General features: G+C 62.9%; 11 protein-coding genes and 2 pseudogenes. 8 read left to right on the forward strand and 5 right to left on the reverse strand.

Annotation, left to right across the window (positions count from 1 at the left end; all coding sequences use genetic code 11):
- Positions 1–127: 127 nt before the first annotated feature.
- The 3 genes and pseudogenes from AB4Z38_RS16350 to AB4Z38_RS16360 all read right to left on the reverse strand — a co-directional run bounded on the left by AB4Z38_RS16350 (position 128) and on the right by AB4Z38_RS16360 (position 7,601).
- Positions 128–3,037: pseudogene (locus AB4Z38_RS16350) on the reverse strand (TIM-barrel domain-containing protein).
- A complete protein-coding gene (locus AB4Z38_RS16355) occupies positions 3,034–6,402 on the reverse strand; it encodes a TIM-barrel domain-containing protein (protein WP_441430680.1) in 3,369 nt (1,122 codons plus the stop codon). Before AB4Z38_RS16355 ends, AB4Z38_RS16350 begins: the two are co-directional and overlap by 4 nt.
- Positions 6,399–7,601: an ROK family protein gene (locus AB4Z38_RS16360; protein WP_441430681.1), complete on the reverse strand. Its 1,203-nt coding sequence runs from the start codon at positions 7,599–7,601 to the stop codon at positions 6,399–6,401. The genes AB4Z38_RS16355 and AB4Z38_RS16360 overlap by 4 nt, the downstream gene beginning before the upstream one ends.
- A 185-nt stretch (positions 7,602–7,786) precedes the next feature.
- Between AB4Z38_RS16360 and AB4Z38_RS16365 the strand changes: the two genes are divergently transcribed.
- The 8 genes from AB4Z38_RS16365 to ppgK all read left to right on the forward strand — a co-directional run bounded on the left by AB4Z38_RS16365 (position 7,787) and on the right by ppgK (position 17,027).
- Positions 7,787–9,001 (forward strand): ROK family protein, encoded by a 1,215-nt coding sequence (locus tag AB4Z38_RS16365; RefSeq protein ID WP_441430682.1) that lies wholly within the window; start codon positions 7,787–7,789, stop codon positions 8,999–9,001.
- Complete coding sequence (locus tag AB4Z38_RS16370) at positions 8,998–9,963, forward strand: carbohydrate ABC transporter permease (protein WP_441430683.1); 966 nt, start codon at positions 8,998–9,000, stop codon at positions 9,961–9,963. The genes AB4Z38_RS16365 and AB4Z38_RS16370 overlap by 4 nt, the downstream gene beginning before the upstream one ends.
- Positions 9,956–10,771: a carbohydrate ABC transporter permease gene (locus AB4Z38_RS16375; protein WP_441430684.1), complete on the forward strand. Its 816-nt coding sequence runs from the start codon at positions 9,956–9,958 to the stop codon at positions 10,769–10,771. The genes AB4Z38_RS16370 and AB4Z38_RS16375 overlap by 8 nt, the downstream gene beginning before the upstream one ends.
- Before the next feature lie 36 nt (positions 10,772–10,807).
- Entirely contained in the window at positions 10,808–12,058 is a 1,251-nt protein-coding gene (locus tag AB4Z38_RS16380) for an ABC transporter substrate-binding protein (protein ID WP_441430685.1), read from the forward strand.
- Positions 12,059–12,152: 94 nt separating this feature from the next.
- Positions 12,153–13,340 carry a glycoside hydrolase family 15 protein gene (locus tag AB4Z38_RS16385; protein WP_441430686.1) on the forward strand — a complete coding sequence of 396 codons (1,188 nt, stop codon included), beginning with the start codon at positions 12,153–12,155 and terminating at the stop codon, positions 13,338–13,340.
- Positions 13,337–15,589, forward strand: a complete 2,253-nt coding sequence (locus tag AB4Z38_RS16390; RefSeq protein WP_441430687.1) for a glycoside hydrolase family 31 protein — start codon at positions 13,337–13,339, stop codon at positions 15,587–15,589. The genes AB4Z38_RS16385 and AB4Z38_RS16390 overlap by 4 nt, the downstream gene beginning before the upstream one ends.
- Positions 15,590–15,900: 311 nt before the next feature.
- On the forward strand, positions 15,901–16,134 hold the full coding sequence (locus AB4Z38_RS16395) for an aldo/keto reductase (protein WP_441430693.1): 234 nt from the start codon (positions 15,901–15,903) through the stop codon (positions 16,132–16,134).
- A gap of 65 nt (positions 16,135–16,199) precedes the next feature.
- Positions 16,200–17,027: a polyphosphate--glucose phosphotransferase gene (ppgK, locus tag AB4Z38_RS16400; RefSeq protein ID WP_441430688.1), complete on the forward strand. Its 828-nt coding sequence runs from the start codon at positions 16,200–16,202 to the stop codon at positions 17,025–17,027.
- Between the two features lie 6 nt (positions 17,028–17,033).
- Here the strand turns inward: ppgK and AB4Z38_RS16405 are convergent, their stop codons facing one another.
- Positions 17,034–17,738 carry an alpha/beta fold hydrolase gene (locus AB4Z38_RS16405; RefSeq protein ID WP_441430689.1) on the reverse strand — a complete coding sequence of 235 codons (705 nt, stop codon included), beginning with the start codon at positions 17,736–17,738 and terminating at the stop codon, positions 17,034–17,036.
- Between the two features lie 73 nt (positions 17,739–17,811).
- Positions 17,812–18,285: pseudogene (locus tag AB4Z38_RS16410) on the reverse strand (3-hydroxybenzoate 4-monooxygenase); the annotation flags it as partial.

Below are 18,285 nucleotides of genomic sequence, written 5' to 3' on the forward strand. Positions count from 1 at the left end.
CCGCTCCGCTCACCGCAGGAGCGGCCCTCTGGCCTCGTCCGTCTTCTACTGTTGGTGCGCGCTCATTGCCTCAGGGTCGTGCATGCCGGGTCGCCGCGGCCTCAGGGACCATTCCGGTCCCCGGGCATTAGAACCCTCCCGACGTCGTGCCGGCAGACCCTGAGGATGGGGTCGTGAAGGTCGAGTTGGAGCCTGGCTGCCAGGCGTCGGCGGAGGCGGGGAAGTTGGCTTCCTGGCGCTTGATGCATTTCCATTCGAGGGCGGTGTTCGGCGGGAGGTCGCTGATCGTTCCGGTCCAGGTGGGTTAGGCGGTGGGGTCGAGCTTGACGGCGCTGGCCGGTGACCAGTTCCCCAACCCGGGGACGTTGCCAACGACGTATACCGACTGCCCACTGGCGGTGGTGCCATTGGTGCAGGTGAAGCTGGCTGATACCGGGGTCTGGCCGAGGGTGAATTGGAACGACTTCGCGGTCCCGACCGAGGCGCTGTCGGATTTGGCGACGACGAGGTTCCCTCCGGCGTTGTACCAGCCGCTGGCGGCGGCATCGAAGGCTGCCTTGTTTGCGTACTGGGTCAGCGGCATTCCGTTCAGCGTTACGGCGGAGGCCTGGGTTTCGTCGGTGACGAGCTGGACAACGTTCTGGCGGCTGTCCGGCGCTCCGGCGTAGGTGCCGGATGATGCGGCGATGTTCACGGTTTCGGTGGACCCCGACAGTTGTTGGGTGATACCGGTGAGGCGTTGCGCCCCGGTCTGGTAGTTGACCGACTTGCCGTCGTCTTCGGTGAGCGTGAAGTTGGAGGCGTTGGTGTCGGGGTAGACCTGGGCGACGAGCTCGTTGCGGTTGGTGGCGTCGGTACGGGCGCCGGTGACGTTCATGGTTTTGTCGTCGACGTACATCTTGGGCAGGATCGCCCCGGCCTTGGCGAACGCGGGGAGCTGTAAGACTCCGTTGGTCCACTCGGGCAGGTTGTTAACCCACTGGCCGGTGCTGACGTACTTCTTGTTCGTGTGGTAGTCGTACCATGTGCCGGCGGGCAGGTACATGTTCCTCTGCCGTTCGCCCGATGCAGCGACAACTCCGACCAGCATGTTCGGACCGATCATCTTCTCGCTGCCCATGGTGCGGACGTTGGGGTCGTTCTGGTAGTAGTACACCAGCGGCGGGGCGAGGGGGTCTCCGGTGCTGTAGGCGTTATGCGCCACGGAGTAGTAGTAGGGAGTGAGCTCGTAGCGCTGGCGGAGGTTGGCCAGGTTGCTGGGGACGTCGCCGATCTTGTCGGGGGCTGTCTGCTGGCAGTTGCAGGTGTTGTCAGTGTGGGGGCGGATCGGGACGTCGAACCATGCAGAATTCGCGAACCATTGGGTGTAGATCTCATTAATGTCGGACCCGGCGATGGCCTCGTCACGGTGGAAGCCGCCGATATCGGAGCCGAAGTAGTCGATGCCCGACATCGACATCTCCATCTGGACGTTGGTTTGATCTGCGAGAGCGGTCATGCGGGTGGCGATGTCACCGGACCACATCGCTGCGCCGTCGCGCTGGATACCGGCGGCTCCGGAACGGGAGAGCAGGAACGGCCGCTGGGTTGAAGAAGCGGCGGTGTACCCTTTGGCGACACTGTTGGCCCATTCCAGGGCATACAGGTTGTGGTAATCGGCGTGGGCGTTCTTGCCGGGCAGCAGACCGGCGGTCCAGTCGTTGGAGTCGTACATCTCGGGCTCGCCGAGATCGAGCCAGTGGCCGAGGATGCCCATGTTGACCAGGGGCTGTTCCTTGGTCGCGGCCCAGTAGGCGCCGGCGGCCGGCTGGGTCCTGTCGATCATGCTTCCGCGGCCCCACCAGTCGTTGGCGGTGAGGTAGACAGGGGCGCAGGTGGAGCAGCCGGCGCGGGCCAAGAAGCCTTGATTGGCCAGGTTGGTGTACTCGGGGAGTCCCTTGCCGATGTATGACTCTTCGATGGTCATCAGGCCGATGCCCTGGGTGTCGCGGTAGTCGGCGATCTTGGACGCGGCGTTGGGGAAGTTGGTCGGGTCGAACTGGAGGGTGCCCATCTTGGTGTTGTCGGAGCCCGCGGTGACTCCGCCGAACCATTGCAGGTCGAGCATGAATCCGTCGACGGGGAACTTGTCGGCGCGCAGTCCCGCCAGGGCGTTGTCGATCTCGGTCCAGTTGTTGTACCCGTATTCGGAGTTCCAGAGCCCGAAGGCTTTCTGCGGCGGTACCGGCGGGTGGCCGGTGAGGTTCATGTAGCTCTTCCGCAGCTCGGGCAGGCTGGGGCCGGCCATGACGTACCAGCGCAGTTGGTCGCCATAGGTGTCCATGGTCCAGGGGTCTGCGGTGAGGTTCCAGTCCTGCTTGTAGACCTGGTCGACGAAGAGCCCGTAGTTGGCGTTGTTGGCACCGACGGCGAAGAGGACGGGGATCTGGGTGTTGCCGACTGGGCCGTTGTCGACGTCGTAGTTCATGGTGTTGCCGTAAGCGCCGGGGGAGGTGCGGTCGACTCCGGCCCTGTCTCCGTCGGCGTTGCCGCCGGCGAAGAATTCTTCGCCGAGGCCGTAGGCGTTCTGCATAGCGGACTTGGTGAAGGACAGCCCCTTCCACGCCGCCGTCAGGTTCCGTGGGCAGACTGTGTGCAGCAGCAGGGCCGGCGTCCGGGTCGTGTCCGTGACGTCGGCGCACATGGTCGTGGTGTTGACACTGACCTGGATGTGCGCGGTGCTGGCGGTCGAGGCGGTCTGGGTGAAGGCGGTGGGGCCTGCGTAGCTGGTCGAGGCGACTTGGTCGGTGGTGGGGATGGCCACTCCGGCGCCGGGCCCAGATCCGGTGCCCATCTCGAAATGGACCAGGTCGTCGCTGAGGAATTCCGCGACCAGGTAGTCGCCGGCTCCGGTGAACTGGACGCGCTGGATCCCTGCCGCGTGGGCCGGGACGGCGGTCACAAAGGTTGCCCCGGCGGTTGAGGCGAGCAGCAGGAGCACTCCGACGAGGATCCCGCTGAGGCGGTCTCGGCCGCGGTCTTGGCGTGGGGCGGTCATGGCCTGCCCACCGTGAGGTTGTCGAGGTTGATGGCGGCTGTGTTGGCCGCGTCGTAGGAGATCTGCACCGAGTGCCGTCCCGAGGTGAGCGCGGTGCCGATGGTTGCGGTGCCCCATGTGTCCCAGTTGGCCAGGTTGGGCAGCGTGAGGGTTCCGATGGAGGTTCCATCGACGTAGATGGTCCGGGTGGCTGGCCCGCCTGTGGCGTTGGCGTAGCGGAAGGTGAGTTGGTGGGTGCCGGTGGCGTTGGCGCTGATGTCGAATGTGAGGGAGGAACCGGCGGCGGTGAAGCCGTCGACGAAGCCGGTGCCGGTGAATCCGGCGTGGTTGGTGTTGGTGGTCGTCCCCGTGGCCGCGGCAAATTCGGCTTCGTATGCGCTCTTGTTGACCCCGGAGAGGATGACAGTGCGGGTGGTGGTTCCGGAGGCGATTTTGATGAGCGTGAACTGCTGGACGGGATCCCAGTACCAGCCGGTTGCCGCGGCGGTGAGGCCGCTGAGCGTGCTGTAGGCGGTCAAGGCGATTCCGTCAACTGTGATCGTGCTGGGGATGGTCGTGTTGACCTGGAGGGTTGCGGCGGTGGGGAGCGGTGGCACGGTCGCGGTGACCTGGTGGCTGCTCCAGTCCTCGGCGCTGGTGATTTGCTTGACGGTGCCGGAGGCGTCGTCGAAGTAGTCGGCAGAGGTGGATCCTGCGGGGTAGATCCGGAAGACGAGGTTCGTGTAGTTGTAGACGTCGTTGCCGATGCTTCCGCCGTATTCGTAGTTGGAGTTGAGGTTCAGCGGGATGATGGCGCCATCGCGGGCATAGACCGGGATAGTGGAGGTGTCGGCGATGTAGGTCTTGTTGCCGGGACCGGAGGCCTTGCCGCCGTTGATGACGTCGTACCATTCCCCGCCGGGGAGGTAGAGCGTCACCGAGGTCGCCCCTTGGGTGGTGATCGGGGCGACGAGCAGCTGGCGGCCGAACATGTACTGCATGTCCAGGGGCGCTGCCGAGGCGTCGCCGGGAAAGGCCAGCCGCATGGTTTGCAGCAGGGGCAATCCGGTCAGGGAGGCGTTCTTGGCCTCGGTGTAGATATAGGGGATCAGGTTCATCCGCGTGTTGGCGAACTTGCGGAACGTGGGGATCACCGTTGTGTCGCCCGTGCGCGCCTGGACGTTCCAGGGGGTCCGGGCCTCTGAGGGGCTGGGATCGGACTTCTCGGAGTGGTACTGCATCATCGGGGAGTAGGTCTGTTGGGCGGCGGCCCGGAGGTAGAGCTCGCTGCTGGGGAAGGTCCCGGTGAAGCCGGCCATGTCCCACGCCCAGAAAGGAATGCCGGACTCCCCGCCGCTCAGGCCTGCGCGCAGGGCCTGCTGGAAGGCCGAGAACGTCGAGGCCTGGTCGCCGGCCCAGTAGATGGAGTGTGCCTGTGCACCCGCGGTTCCGCCGCGGCTGAACAGGACCCCGTCTCCGTTTTTCTTGGTCTGGACGTAGGTGCCGTAGGCGCCTGTGTAAGCGATGGTGTACCCGTTGTGCATCTCGTCGCCCTTGCGGCCGTCGGAGAAAGACGCGTTGCGGCCGAAGACCATCTCGCCGCCGTCGGTCTTCATCCCGTCGATGCCGACGTCGTCGAAGAGGTAGGCGCGCTTGCTCATCCACCAAGCGGTCGCCGCGGCGTTGGTGAAGTCCGGCATGGTGCTGTCGCCGAACCATTCCCCGGTGGGGATCCGGTATTGTCCACCGGCCCCGTCTCCGATCAGGTAGCCCTGGGCGGTCGCGTAGCTCTGGTCGTTGAGGTGCTGCTGGGGCGCGGTGGCGGGGTTGGTGCTGAAGTCCTGCTTGAGTACGGGGATCTGCCACAGGACGACTTTGATGTTCTGGGCGTGGGCGGCGGAGACCACGGCCTTGGGGTCGCTCCACTCGCCGCCGGACGGGAAGGTGAGGTCGGTGTAGGCCAGGGCGCTACTGCCAGGCTTGGCGGTGTAGCGCGCACCGTGCCAGACGTAGAAGGTGGCTTCGTCGCTCCACTGCTCCAGGACCAGGACACTGTGCGGGATGTTGTTGCTGGTGACGTTGGCGAGCTCGTTCGTGACCTCGGTCTGGGTGTTCCACTCGTTGGCGGACATCCACAGGCCGAACGCCCATTTCGGGGGCAGCCATGGGCGTCCGGTGAGAGAGGTGTAGGCATCCAGGATGTTTCCCTGGGTGCCCGTGAGGAAGTGGTAGTCGACGGTGGAGTCGAGCGCGCCGCCGGTGTCGACGGTGAAGCCGACCATGTCGGAGAGATAGGTGCACACGTTGAAGAGTGAGTAGCGCGTGCTGGGGACGTACACTCCGTAGCCTGCGGAGTTGGTGAAGAACGGCACCGACATGTAGGTGCGGTGGGTGGGGCCCTGGTCCTGGTATTGGTTATAGACGTAGTTGTCGACGTCGTGGCCGCGCTGGTCCAGGTAGTCGTATCGTTCGCCGAAGCCCTCGAACCGTTCTCCGGCGGGGGTCAGCCAATGGTCCTCGATCTTGGTGACTGTGGTGGCGCCGTCGCTGGCCCATCCGGTGTTCCGGAATATGGCCGGGTCGTACTGTTGGGCAATGAGCGTGATGCCGTCGGCCTTGTAGACGGAAACGCGGTAGGGGCTCTTCTGGATCTTCACCTTCAGCGCACTGGTGGCCAGCTGCAGCGTGGTGCCTGTGTCGGTGGCGGTGTAGCCCGTGGCGCCTGTGATATTCAGGCCGGTGCCGTGGGGTGCGATCTGGACGTGGAAGCGGTCTGGTGCAGGGAAGGTGTAGCGGATCTTGGGGGAGAAGCTGCCGGAGGTGTCGCTCACTGTGACATCGACCGAAGTGCCGTTGTCGGTGTAGCCGCTGACGTTGCCCGTGCCTGACCAGTCGGTGACGGCGAAGCTGAACGGGCCGCTGGTGATCGCGCCTGCGCCGTCGACGTTGGCGTGGATGGTGTAAGTGATCTGGTCGCCCCTCGCGAAGGAGCCGAGGTTGACCTTCCAATAACTGTTGTTGCCACTGTTGTAGTCGAAGGAGCAGCCAACGTCAGTCTGGGTGACTCCGTTCTTCGTCCAGGAGACCCAGCATGTCTGTCCGGGAGAGATCGGCCATGTGGTCGAATGCAGCTGGACGGTCTGAGTGGACATCGGGTCGCGCGGACCGCGTTCGGTCGGCGTGGTGCTGTATAGCTGGTCGTAGCCGGTGGGCCCGTGGAAGACGCCGCTGAGGGTGTCAGCTTTGGCCGATTCTGCACCGAAGACCGCCGGTAGCAGGGCCAAGGGCACCGCGCCCAGGATGCCGAGGACGGCTGTGCGGCGGGATATGTCGGCGTGACGGAAACGGACATCATTGCCCTGCTTTCTTTTGAGAGTGAAGCTCACCCAGCGGAACGGCCGATGAGGGTCGGCTCGTCGCTGTTCAAGCGGAGGTTGGGTTCGAACAGCTCGTTGAGCAGGAGGCTTGCGGCTCCGCGTGCCCAGGCCTCGTCGTCCCAGGCCTCGGCGTGGATCGAGAGTCCGTCCTGCAGTCCGTCGAAGACGGTCTCGTTGAGCGCGCGGCGGAACGCGGGCATGATGAGGTCGAGATTATGCGTGCCTTCGCCGGCCAGGAGGAGCCGGTCGGGGTTCAGGATGTTCACGACGTTGCCGACAGCTCGGCCCAGATGCTGGCCGGCCTCTGCGAAGACCCGTGCTGCACGCTGGTCTCCGTCCCGGGCCATCGTGCCTGCCTCGTCGACCGAGACACGTCGTCCCAGCTCACCCGCGAGAGATCCCAGGAGGGCCGGCTCGCCGATCACGGCCTCCAGGCAGCCGCGGCCACCGCACTCGCATTCCGGGCCTCCGGGCACCACCTTCATATGGCCGAGCTCACCGGCACCTCCGCGACCACCCCGGAACAGGCGCCCGTCGAGCACCATGCCCATGCCGACGCCGCGTCCGATGGTCACAACGGCGAAGTTCTTCACGCCCCGCCCGGCCCCCCAGCTCTGCTCGCTCGCCACCAAGGCGTTGACGTCGTTGTCGATGAGAACCGGCAACCCTATCGCCTCTGAGAGCCGTTTGGCGAGCGGTTCGTTGTGCCAATCGAAGTATGTGGCGTGGCGCACACTTCCCTCATCCCGGTCGATCACCCCGCCCATGCCCAGGCCAACGCCGAGGATCCGGCCATGGCCGGCGGGAGTAAGCGCCTCGACTGCACGGACGATGCCTGCCACTACTGCGCCGGGCGTTGGGAACGCCAGGGCGGCCTCGGCTCGGGCCACGACGTTGGCGTCCAGGTCCGTCAGGACGCCGATGGCCCGGTTCTCGGTCAGTTTGATGCCGACGACGTAGCCTGCGTGTTGACGCAGGCCAAGGAGCACTGGTGGACGCCCTCCAGCCGATGCGCCGGTGGCGCGCTCTTCGACGAGGCCTCGGTCTATGAGCCGTGACGTGATGGCAGTGACCGTCGGGCCGCTGAGTCCGGTGCTCCGGGCGATGTCCGCGCGGGAATGGAGCGACTCGCCACGCAGCTCGGCGAGCACGAGGGCCTCGTTGATCTCCCTGATCAGCCCTTTATTGCCCGCCCGGTCGATTCTCACAGCGCACGCCCCCTTTCTGAAGTAACTAAATTAAGTCGTCGAACAAACGGTAGGGGAGTGCGGCTTACTCCGCAAGAGGAATTTTCTGCTCGGGCCGGGGTGCAGTTTTTGAGCCTAAGCGACCCCTTGACGTGAGGCACGTCATAGTTCTAATCTTCATTTAGTCATAAATAAAGGAGAATACAATGGTTCGGCCGAGCGGCAACGCTGACGTTACGCGGTCTGCGATCCTGGCATTTCTAGGTACCTCCGGAGGTGCGTCCCGGGCTGACTTGGCAAGGGCGCTTGGAGTCTCCCCGGCTCTTATGACCCAGCTCGTCAAAGAGCTCATCGCGGATGGCCTCGTGAGGGAGCTGTCAATGTCCCCCTCCAGTGGCGGTCGGCCTGCACGGATGCTGGGCCTGGCCACCGCTGCAGGGCGCGTGGTGGGTATGAAAATCTCGAAGGATCATGTTGCCTTCGTTGAAACGGAACTTAGCGGGCATGTAGTCCGGTCCGGCAATAGGACATACGACGCTTCGTCGATCACATCGCTTTCCGACGTCGTCTCGCTCGTTCATTCATTTGTTGGCGAAGACCGCGTCACCCCTCTTCTGGGAATAGGTGTCGGTGTTCCCGGATCGGTGGATGCGCAGGGTAGTGGTGTTGTTGATTCAAGCCTTCTGGGGTGGCGGCAGGTACCGCTTGGGGCGGTTCTGAGCCGGGAACTTCATGTTCCGGTCCTGGTGGAGAACAATGTCAACGCCCTCGCAGTAGCCGAACGGCTCTATGGCTCGGGCCGCGAGCATGCCGAGTTTCTGGTTGTGACGATCGGCGAAGGCGTCGGCGCGGGATTTGTCACCGGTGGTGCGGTCGTGCGCGGCAGCAGGGGCGGTGCCGGCGAAGTTGGTCACATAGCCGCGGTTGCGGATGGACCTCTTTGCACCTGCGGTAACCACGGATGCATTGAGGCCCTGATTGGGGAAAGGACACTCGTCGCGCATGCGCGGGAATCCGGAATCATTTCGTCATCAGACACCATGGCAGATTTGCAAGAGCGGGCAAACGAGGGTGACCCCCTCGCCCAAGATATCTTCCGGGGAGCAGGTCAGCCCCTGGGTCGAATCGTCGCCGGTCTCGTGCAGATCCTGGATCCGGAGATTGTGATCGTCAGCGGTGAAGGAACCCGAGGATGGCGCCACTGGGCGGCAGGATTCGAACGGTCTTTCCGGGGTGCCCTGACGGCAGACCGCCGGAGCATACCCGTGATCGTCGAGTCCTGGGACGACGAGGCCTGGGCGCGCGGAGCTGCTGCGCTCGTGGCGTCTGCGCCCTTCTACAGCGAAGAAAGTTCAGGAGAGCAGGGGAGACGGGTTCGTGCCCGGCTTACCCATGTACCCGCGGAGGTAGGAGGATTGTGACCGCCCTACAAGATTCGAGGTCCGGAAGCCCCGGACCCGTGGCAACAACGAAGCGCTACCGAGGACCCGGAACTCGGCGTAAAGCAACCGGAACTCGCCTCAAATACGGGCTGACTGTCGCCGTTTTCCTTATTCCGAGCGCGTTGCCGCTGTTGTTCTTCACCATCATTCCCATGTTTTCCGCGTTCTGGATCAGCCTGAACCAATGGAATCTAGTCGGCCCGATGAAGTGGGTGGGCCTCGGGAACTACGGCAACCTCATCAGCGACCCCGGCACGCAGGGCGCCTTCCTGCACACCATCTACTACATCGTCGGATACCTGCCGCTTGTGTACATCGGCGGATTGGCCATAGCGCTTGCCCTCAATTCCCGTATCAAGGGACGCAGCATGATGCGCGGCCTTTACTTCCTCCCAGTCGTGACCAGCTGGATCGTCGTTGCACTTGTCTGGCGTTGGCTACTGAATCCCAGCACAGGAATCGTCAACTGGCTGCTTGGACTCATCGGCGTGACAGGGCCGGGGTGGTGGACAGATCCGACATGGTCCATGCCTTCGATCATCGTAGCTTCCGCGTGGAAGGACCTTGGCTTTGTCATGGTGATTCTGCTCGCCGGTCTCCAAGCCATTCCGGAGGACTTGTATGAGGCCGCAACCGTCGACGGCGCCGGCCCGTGGAGGCGGCTGTTCAGCATTACGCTTCCCATGCTTTCCCCCTCAACCTTCTTTGTCATTGTGTTGTCGCTGATCAACGGATTCCAGGTCTTTGACCAGGTCTATGCCATGACCGGAGGCGGCCCTAACAACTCTTCCCAGGTAGTGGTCCAGCAGATTTACGACCTCACGTTCCGTTACGGCAGGGCCGGCGAGGCCTCGGCCCTGTCATGGCTACTGTTCCTTTTCATCCTGGTCATCACTTTGATTCAGGTGCGCGGTCAAAAGAAATGGGTGCACTATGCGTAAGCAGCGTCCCTCGATCACCCTGAACATCCTCGTCCTCGTTGGCGCCCTCATGATGGTCTTCCCCTTTCTTTGGGCATTCGTAACGTCCATCAGCCCCGGCGCAGGCCTGTCCGCGACACCGCAACTTATCCCGGAGAATCCCTCACTGTCCGCGTACGCTGAGTTGCTCCAGCGGCTCCCGTTTGCCCAGATCGTCCTTAACAGCCTGATCCTTGCCATCCTCACCACGGTGTTCCAGCTCGTCACCAGCTCGCTGGCCGCCTATGTCTTTTCCCGGATGCCCTTCAAAGGGCGCAACGCTGTGTTCGCCGTGTATCTGGCCACCATGATGATCCCGATGCAGGTCCTCGTCGTCCCGTTGTTTGTGGAAATGAAAAGTCTGGGCCTTATCGATACCTATCTCGGCGTACTGTTGCCGGGGATCGCCAGCGCCTTCGGCGTGTTCCTCCTACGGCAGGCAATGAATTCTGTGCCGCTGGACCTGGACCAGGCCGCGACATTGGATGGGGCCGGCCACTTCCGTATCTTCGGGCTCATCGTTCTGCCCTTGGTCCGTCCGGCGCTGGCGACGCTGACCGTGTTCGCGTTCCTGAACAGCTGGAACAGCTTCCTGTGGCCGCTGATTATCCTGCGCACCCCCGCAATGAAAACCCTTCCCGTGGCGCTGGCAGGACTCCAAGGCCAGTACACAACCCAGTGGGACATCGTCATGGCCGGATCTGTGGTCAGCGTCCTTCCAATGCTTGCCCTCTATATCTTCACCCAGAAGTACATCATCCAAGGGGTTGCGGGAACCGGACTCAAATAGGCCGCCCTGCTTCCCCCTTTATCAATGGAGATACACATGAAAAAGAAGCCCCTGGCCGCTCTGGGCCTCGCCCTGGCCGCAACCCTGGCCATGTCAGGCTGTGGATCGGCAGCAAGTTCAAATGTTTCAAGCACTGAAAAAGTAACCATCAAATACTCAAACTTCATCTCGAACGGAGGCAACGAGAAGAATCTGGACACCATCGTTCAGGCCTTCGAGAAGGCCAACCCGAACATCACCGTCCAGGTCACCACCTTGCCCTACAAGGACTACGCAACGGCGCTCCAGACAGACCTGGCCGCTGGGACACAAGCCGATACTTTCGACATTGAATATGCGAACCTTCGTTCTTATGTGGCCAACGGGGCGGTCGCCCCCCTCGACGGAGTTGACGGTTCCAAGTACAAGCAGTCCTTGCTGCAGTCCTACCAGTCAGACGGCAAGCAGTACGCGCTGCCCAGTTCCTTCTCCGACGTCGTCCTCTACTACAACAAGGCACTCTTCGACGCCGCCAAGGTCGCCTACCCGACAGCCAGCTGGACCTGGGCTGATGAAACGGCTGCTGCAAAGAAGATCACGGACAGCGCCGCGGGTGTCTATGGAGACTTCCAGAACGTGAGCTTCTACGAGTTCTACAAAGCACTGGCCCAAACCGGTGGCAAATTCCTCAACGACGACGGCAAATCGGTCGCCTTCAACTCGCCCCAGGGGATCAAAGCCGCCGAATGGCTGGCGGGCAAGAGCGGAACGACAATGCCCACCCCCGCCCAGGGCGCCGGAACCCCGGACTTCGACACGAAACTGTTCAAAGACGGCAAACTTGGCATGCTCCACAGCGGCATCTGGGTGGCCAGCAGTTTCGCCGATTCACCCAAGAACTGGGACATCGCAGTTGAACCCGGGGACACACAGAAGGCAAGTGCGGAGTTCTCAAACGCCATTGGAGTATCCGCCAACTCCAAGAACAAGGCCGCAGCCCAGAAATGGGCCGAATACATGACCAGCTCAGACGTCATGGCACAGACCCGCATCAGCGCAGGATGGGAACTTCCCGCCACCTCCGATGACTCCGTCCTGAAGCCGTATCTCGCAAAGGACAAGCCGGCAAACCGCCAGGCCATCTTCGACGCCCTTGACCACGTCGCCCTCCCGCCGGTCATCGGCGATAACCAGCAAAAAATGGTCGACATCATCACCAACGCTCTTGGCGAAGTCGAAGCGAAGCGCTCCAGCGCGGCCGATGCCCTGAAGGGCGCCGCGGACCAAATCAACGCTCTGCTGAAATAGACCGGGCACAGTCCGAACAAAGCCGGTGAGCGGGCCGCGGGAACACCGTGAGCTGCCGGCACCGCGACCCGCCCACCATCTGAAAGAGAAGCCAATGATCGACAAATCAATGCAAGGTTCAACGGTAACGCGCGACGGAGATCCCGCTGTCCGTTCGATAGTCGAGGCCGGAATCCGGCTCATCTTGGAACAGCAGACCCCTGGGGGCGCCTACCCGGCAAGCCCCTCGTTTTCCGCCTACGCCGGATACTGCTGGTTCCGCGACGGCTCGTACATCGCTGACGCCATGTCCGCGGCCGGGCACATCGAATCCGCCGAACGGTTCTTCGACTGGTGCTCGATAGCCTTGACTTCCCGTGCGGAAAGGATCCGCCGTATCGTGGCTGAAAGCCTGGCCGGCAGGCCGGTGGCCGGTGATCAGATGCTTCCCACGCGTTTCACTCTCGACGGGGCCGAAGGAAGCGATGACTGGTGGGATTTCCAGCTCGACGGATACGGCACCTGGCTTTGGGCCTTGGCTGAGCACAGCGCCCGCCATGACCGGCCGCTGGAACGCTGGGCTGAGGCCATTGCCCTCACAATCGACTACCTTTCGGTCTCCTGGGAACGGCCCTGCTATGACTGGTGGGAAGAGTCGGCCCAACACGTGCACGTGAGCACCCTGGGCTGCATCGCTTCCGGATTGGCCAGCATCGCCCAAACCGGGCTGATCGAGGATTCACTCTCAGAACGGGCCACCTCGATCGCGGACCAGATCCGCCAACGAGTCCAAGATGAAGGTGTCAAGGACATCCATCTGACGAAATGGCTGGGAACAGACACGGTAGACGCCAGTCTCCTCTCCCTGATAGCACCGATGAACTTCCTGCCCCCGCACAGTCCCTTGAGCGCAGGGAGCATCGCGGTCATCGAGGAGCGGCTCACCGTCGACAACGGAGTTCACCGGTATCTTGCTGATACCTACTACGGCGGCGGCCAATGGCCTTTGCTTAGTTGCTTCCTCGGCCTGGCCCAGGCCGCGTCCGGAAACACAACCAGAGCCCACGAGCTCCTGGAATGGGCCGCGTCGACCGCCGGCCCGAACGCCGAACTTCCAGAGCAGGTTGACTATCACCTTCTTGATCCCGATTACCTTCAACCTTGGAACGAGCGCTGGGGTTCCTCGGCAAACCCGCTGTTGTGGAGCCACGCCATGTTCATCCGCCTCGCCATCGCCCTCGGCGTCCCGTACGACACCGCCGAGCCGACTCCGGCTCCAGCAGCGAAAGAGAACGCTAAATGATCCGCCACAAACCATTCGGCTCCGGCCACCCCTACGTCGCCGACACCGATCAGCGCAGCCCGTCCCATCCCGTCGCCGGGGAGCCCGTCATCCTCGGCGTACGAACCTCGCCGGAACTGACCGACGTGATCTGCGAGCTTGAAGCCACTGGCAGCGACGGCACCGTCACGAAAACGACCGAAACCCTCGCGCGGGTACCGGCAGCATCCCGCGGACAGGTCATCGACGGCGGCCACCTCGCATCCGCCCAAGCCAAACTCGCCCGCTCTGCCAGCGGATGGCAGATAACCCTTGCGCCACCGGAGGCACGGACAACATACAAGTACCGCTTCACTGCCCGGACCCTGAACGGCGGGACGGAAAAGACGCGGTGGTTCAGCTACAGCGCCGCCACGTGGACTCCCGCTAGCCAAGCACTAAACATCTTTGGACCAGACCGTGTCATCTCCGACTCCGTCGAGGTCTTACACGATGGGTTCCGGCCCTTGCGTGTTCGTTTCGCTCTCCCCCTGGCCTCTAACGAACGTGTCACCGGCTTTGGAGAACGCTTTGATGCCCTCGATCACCGCGGGACCAAGCTGGACGCGGTCGTCTTCGAGCAGTACAAGAGCCAAGGAGCGAACCGGAAGACCTACCTGCCGATGCCCTTCGCCCACGTAGTCGGCGGGGACGGCTGGGGATTCCACGTTGAAACCTCCCGACGTACCTGGTACGACATCGGTGCCTCCGACGAGCACCGCTTCGTCATCGAAGCCGAAGTTGGCCCAGAATCCCTGAACGGGGACGCTCTTCTGAACCTGAGGTTCTTCGAAGGAACGCCCACGGCGGTCCTGAAGTCCTTCCTGTCCGTCGCCGGCAGTGCTAAGGAGTTGCCCGATTGGGTGTTCAAGCTCTGGGCCAGCGGTAACGAGTGGAATACCCAGGCTGAAGTCATGCGACAGATGGATCTACATAGGGAAACAGGCATTCCTGTTGGGTCCGTCGTCATCGAAGCCTGGAGCGACGAGGCTACTTTCACGGCATTCCGCGACGCAGAATACGAGCCGAATCCCGACGGTTCACCGCACCGCCTCAGCGACTTCACCTTCCCGGATCAAGGTGCCTGGCCGGATCCGAAGGCCATGGTCGATGACCTTCACGCCCAGGACATCCGGGTGGTTCTGTGGCAGATTCCTCTTATCAAAATGCGGCCGCACCCACATGGCCAAGCCCGTTTCGACGCTGAAGTTGCGGTTCGTGAAGGGCGGCTCATCCGGGAGGAGGCCCCGGACGGCAGCCTGCGTCCTTATCGAAACCGAGGATGGTGGTTCCCGCTCAGCCTGATGCCGGACCTGACCGACCCGGAGGCCGCCCGATGGTGGACGGCGAAGCGCCGCTATCTCGTCGAGGAAATCGGCATCGACGGGTTCAAGACCGACGGCGGGGAACACGCCTGGGGCGAAGAACTCCAGTATTTGAACGGAATGCGCGGAGACGAGGGAAACAACCTCTTCCCGGTCGCATACGCCAAGGCCTATGGTGACCTTCTTGAATCTGCAGGAAAGGCTCCCGTCACGTTCAGCCGCGCCGGGTTCACCGGTTCCCAGGCACACGGAGCATTCTGGGCCGGGGACGAGAATTCCACATGGGATGCATTCCGTTGGTCCCTGTTTGCCGGACTCTCCGCGTCAGCATGTGGAGTCTTGTACTGGGGCTGGGACTTCGCCGGCTTCTCTGGCGATGTGCCGAGCGCGGAACTTTACCTGCGGTCAGCCGCCGCGGCAGTCTTCGTGCCCATCATGCAGTATCACTCCGAGTTCAACCACCACCGGAAGCCATCGAGGGATCGCACTCCGTGGAACATCCAGGAAAGAACCGGGGATGAAACTGTCATCCCGGTCATCCGTGAACTCGTCGAACTGCGCGAACGCCTCATTCCCTACCTGGCTGAGCAAGCCCGCAGGGCTATCGACACCGGCGCCCCCCTCATGCGCCCGCTGTACTTCGACCACAGCAAAGACGAAGAGGTATGGAAGCACCCCTTGCAATGGATGCTCGGTGAAGACCTTCTTGTCGCTCCCGTCACCGACGAGGGAGTCCGCAGCTGGACGGCCTACCTTCCCGGCGGCGACTGGGTCGATGCTTGGTCGGGAGAAACATATGCCGGCCAGCGAACGGTTGAGGTATCCGCGCCACAGAACCGCGTTCCTGTCTTCGTGAGGGCGGAAGCCTGGGACGAGATGAAGGACATTTTCACCCCGACCGCCTAACAGGACCCCACGGTCAGCTCTTCCGCGTTGGGGAATCTTGAGGGTTCCTCAATGCGGAAGGGCTGACACTCGGCGGGATCTGCCCCCGGACACCCAACTCGAAGGAAGTCCTCGGTCTGGCGCTTTCCGGGGTCCGGCGCGAAAGCGTGGAGATCTTCACCAAGGTGTATTTCCCCGCGGGCCAGGGAAAGAACGATCGCGGCCTCTCCCGCGCCTTCCAATTCCCGCGCCACCGACCAAAACGGAGGCAAAGACACAATGGCTAGGTGGCTGGGCGATGACGTTCTCACCAGGGTCCAGCGCCTTCGCCCCTGGCAGCAGGCGCAGGAATTCCGCTAGGCACCCTCGCCCTGGCATGGGTGCTTCAAAACCCGAACGTATCCACCGCCATCATCGGTGCATCCAAACCGGAGCAGATCAAGGAAAACGCGAAGGCCGCCGGGCTGACGCCGGAGGACGCACTCCTGAAGGAGATCGATGAAATCCTCGAGCCCGTCATTGAACGTGACCCCTGCAAGGTCGATCGCTGCCACAGCAGGCCTTAAGGACCATTAGCGGCAGCAGCGATAACAAGCTGCCGCCCCTAAACAGATCAAAGAATCGGAACAATATGCCTATAAACATGACAGGTGCCAGCCATTTCATCGGCGTTGACATCGGTGGCACCGGCGTCAAGGGCGGGATCGTCAACCTCGAAAAGGGCGAGATCCTGGGGAGCTGCGTTCGTCTAGCCACGCCCCAACCGGCTGATCCAGAATCCGTCGGCGATGTTGTTCGGCAGCTCGTGGACGAACTCACCGCAGGAAGCGAAGAAGGACGTGATTCAACCGTGGGCGTAACCTTTCCGGGCATCGTCCAGCACGGCACGTCCCGATCAGCGGCAAACATGGACAGGACCTTCATCGATTTCGACATCGGCACTCATTTCTCCGATCGGATTCGGCGGAGAGTCACCGTCCTGAACGACGCCGACGCCGCAGGACTCGCGGAAGCCCGCTATGGTGCCGGCAAGGGAACGCACGGCACGGTTTTGGTCATTACCCTGGGCACCGGGATCGGATCAGCCCTGATTTTCGACGGAAACGTCGTGCCCAATGTCGAGCTCGGTCACATATCCATCGATGGTCACGACGCTGAAACCAGGGCATCCGCCGTCGCCCGTGAACGTGACGGATTGGGCTGGCAAGAATACAGCGTCCGCTTGCAACGTTACCTTTCTGAACTTGAGTTCATGTTCTCGCCCGAACTCATCATTGTGGGCGGAGGCATCTCCCAAAGAGCCGACGAATACCTGCCTCACCTCAATCTGAGGACCCCCGTCGCTCCCGCGAAGCTGAGGAACGAGGCTGGCATCGTAGGCGCCGCTATCCAGGCTGCGTCAGTCACATGGGACCGGACTGCCCATTACGGGCTATCGACGTCAGTGGCTTCGGTGTAGCCAGCCCTAACCCGTCCGCTCAACCGCCGAAAGGATGGCTTTCCCGAGTTCAATCGGCTTGGTGAACTGGGGCCAGTGTCCGGTGGGCAGATCCATGAATTCGACGTCGTTGATGCGCGCGAGTTCGGCCACGAAGGGATGGCCCGATTCGATCCATTCGCCGAGCAGGCTGGACGGGAATTCGCACGCAATGATGGTGGCCGGGACGTCGTAGCGGCGAACATCGTGCAAGCGCTGTTTGTCTGTGGTCACGTTCTTTGGTTCCGGGATGGCGCGTGCGCGGAAGGCAGCCCGCAGCTCGTCATTGAGGTCCACGAGGTCCTCATTTTCGAAAAGCTCCCACGGTGGCAAGGGCACGGCATCACCCTCAACAGGCAGTTCGTCGTTGATGACGCCGCCCTCTCCGAGCGGGCCGCTGTCCACGTAAACCGCCCGGACCACGCGGTCCGGGCGGGCGTCGACGGCGCCGTGGATGATGGCACCTCCACCGGAGTGGCCGACCAGTACAACGGGATTGCCAACGGCATCGACGGCCGCCACTACTGCGTCGATGTGATCCCTGAGGCCGATGCCGGACCTCGGGGCGTCAACGGCCTCCAGCCCAGGCAGTGTGAGCGGGTGGACCGTATGCCCCGCAGCAACGAGCGGCGGCGTGACCTCAGACCACGAAGAAGCGTCCAACCAGAATCCGGGAACCATGATGATGTCCATGCCGGTACCCTACGACGGGCCACCGACAGAATGAACCCTTCCGCAGCTCCGGCACGTCACCCTCCCCAACGGCTCACACTCCCGCGGTCCGTCCCGATCGAAGGAGGGGCGCGAAGAACGCGGCGAGTTCCGCCGTCGCGGTCAGCGGCAGGACGTTCGCGACGTATTGGTCGGGCCGCGCCACGACGACGACGCCGCCGCGGTCCAGGCCGCGCAGCTCGAAGATGTCCGCCGCCGGGTCCGTGGCGTAGACCTTCTCGAGGTCCGTGAGCTTGAAGGGTCCGACCTGCGGTTTGAATGCCTCCGGCACGGCCCCGATGTCCACGTTCGTGTGCTCCTGCTGGTAGATCACCTTCACGTCGAACCATGCGTCCCGGTCGGCGCCCGACGGCGTTGCGGCCAGCGGCGAGTCCGGCGAGTTCGCGATCCACTCGGCAAAGTCGACGACGGGCGACGTTCCCCCTTGTTCAGTCCCGGCCTTGCTTGTATCCGCGAAGACGTAGATGCGCCACCGTCCGTCGGCCTTGGCCTGGTGGCCGAGTTGTAG

The organism is Arthrobacter sp. 2RAF6 (genome assembly GCF_052115205.1).
Classification (GTDB): Bacteria; Actinomycetota; Actinomycetes; order Actinomycetales; family Micrococcaceae; genus Arthrobacter.

Bases quoted from the DNA above. Each gene is read 5' to 3' on its own strand.
- AB4Z38_RS16375 (WP_441430684.1), top strand. From the start codon at position 9,956: ATGCGTAAGCAGCGTCCCTCGATCACCCTGAACATCCTCGTCCTCGTT.
- AB4Z38_RS16365 (WP_441430682.1), top strand. From the start codon at position 7,787: ATGGTTCGGCCGAGCGGCAACGCTGACGTTACGCGGTCTGCGATCCTG.
- AB4Z38_RS16390 (WP_441430687.1), top strand. From the start codon at position 13,337: ATGATCCGCCACAAACCATTCGGCTCCGGCCACCCCTACGTCGCCGAC.
- ppgK (WP_441430688.1), top strand. From the start codon at position 16,200: ATGCCTATAAACATGACAGGTGCCAGCCATTTCATCGGCGTTGACATC.
- AB4Z38_RS16405 (WP_441430689.1), bottom strand. From the start codon at position 17,738: ATGGACATCATCATGGTTCCCGGATTCTGGTTGGACGCTTCTTCGTGG.
- AB4Z38_RS16380 (WP_441430685.1), top strand. From the start codon at position 10,808: ATGAAAAAGAAGCCCCTGGCCGCTCTGGGCCTCGCCCTGGCCGCAACC.
- AB4Z38_RS16385 (WP_441430686.1), top strand. From the start codon at position 12,153: ATGATCGACAAATCAATGCAAGGTTCAACGGTAACGCGCGACGGAGAT.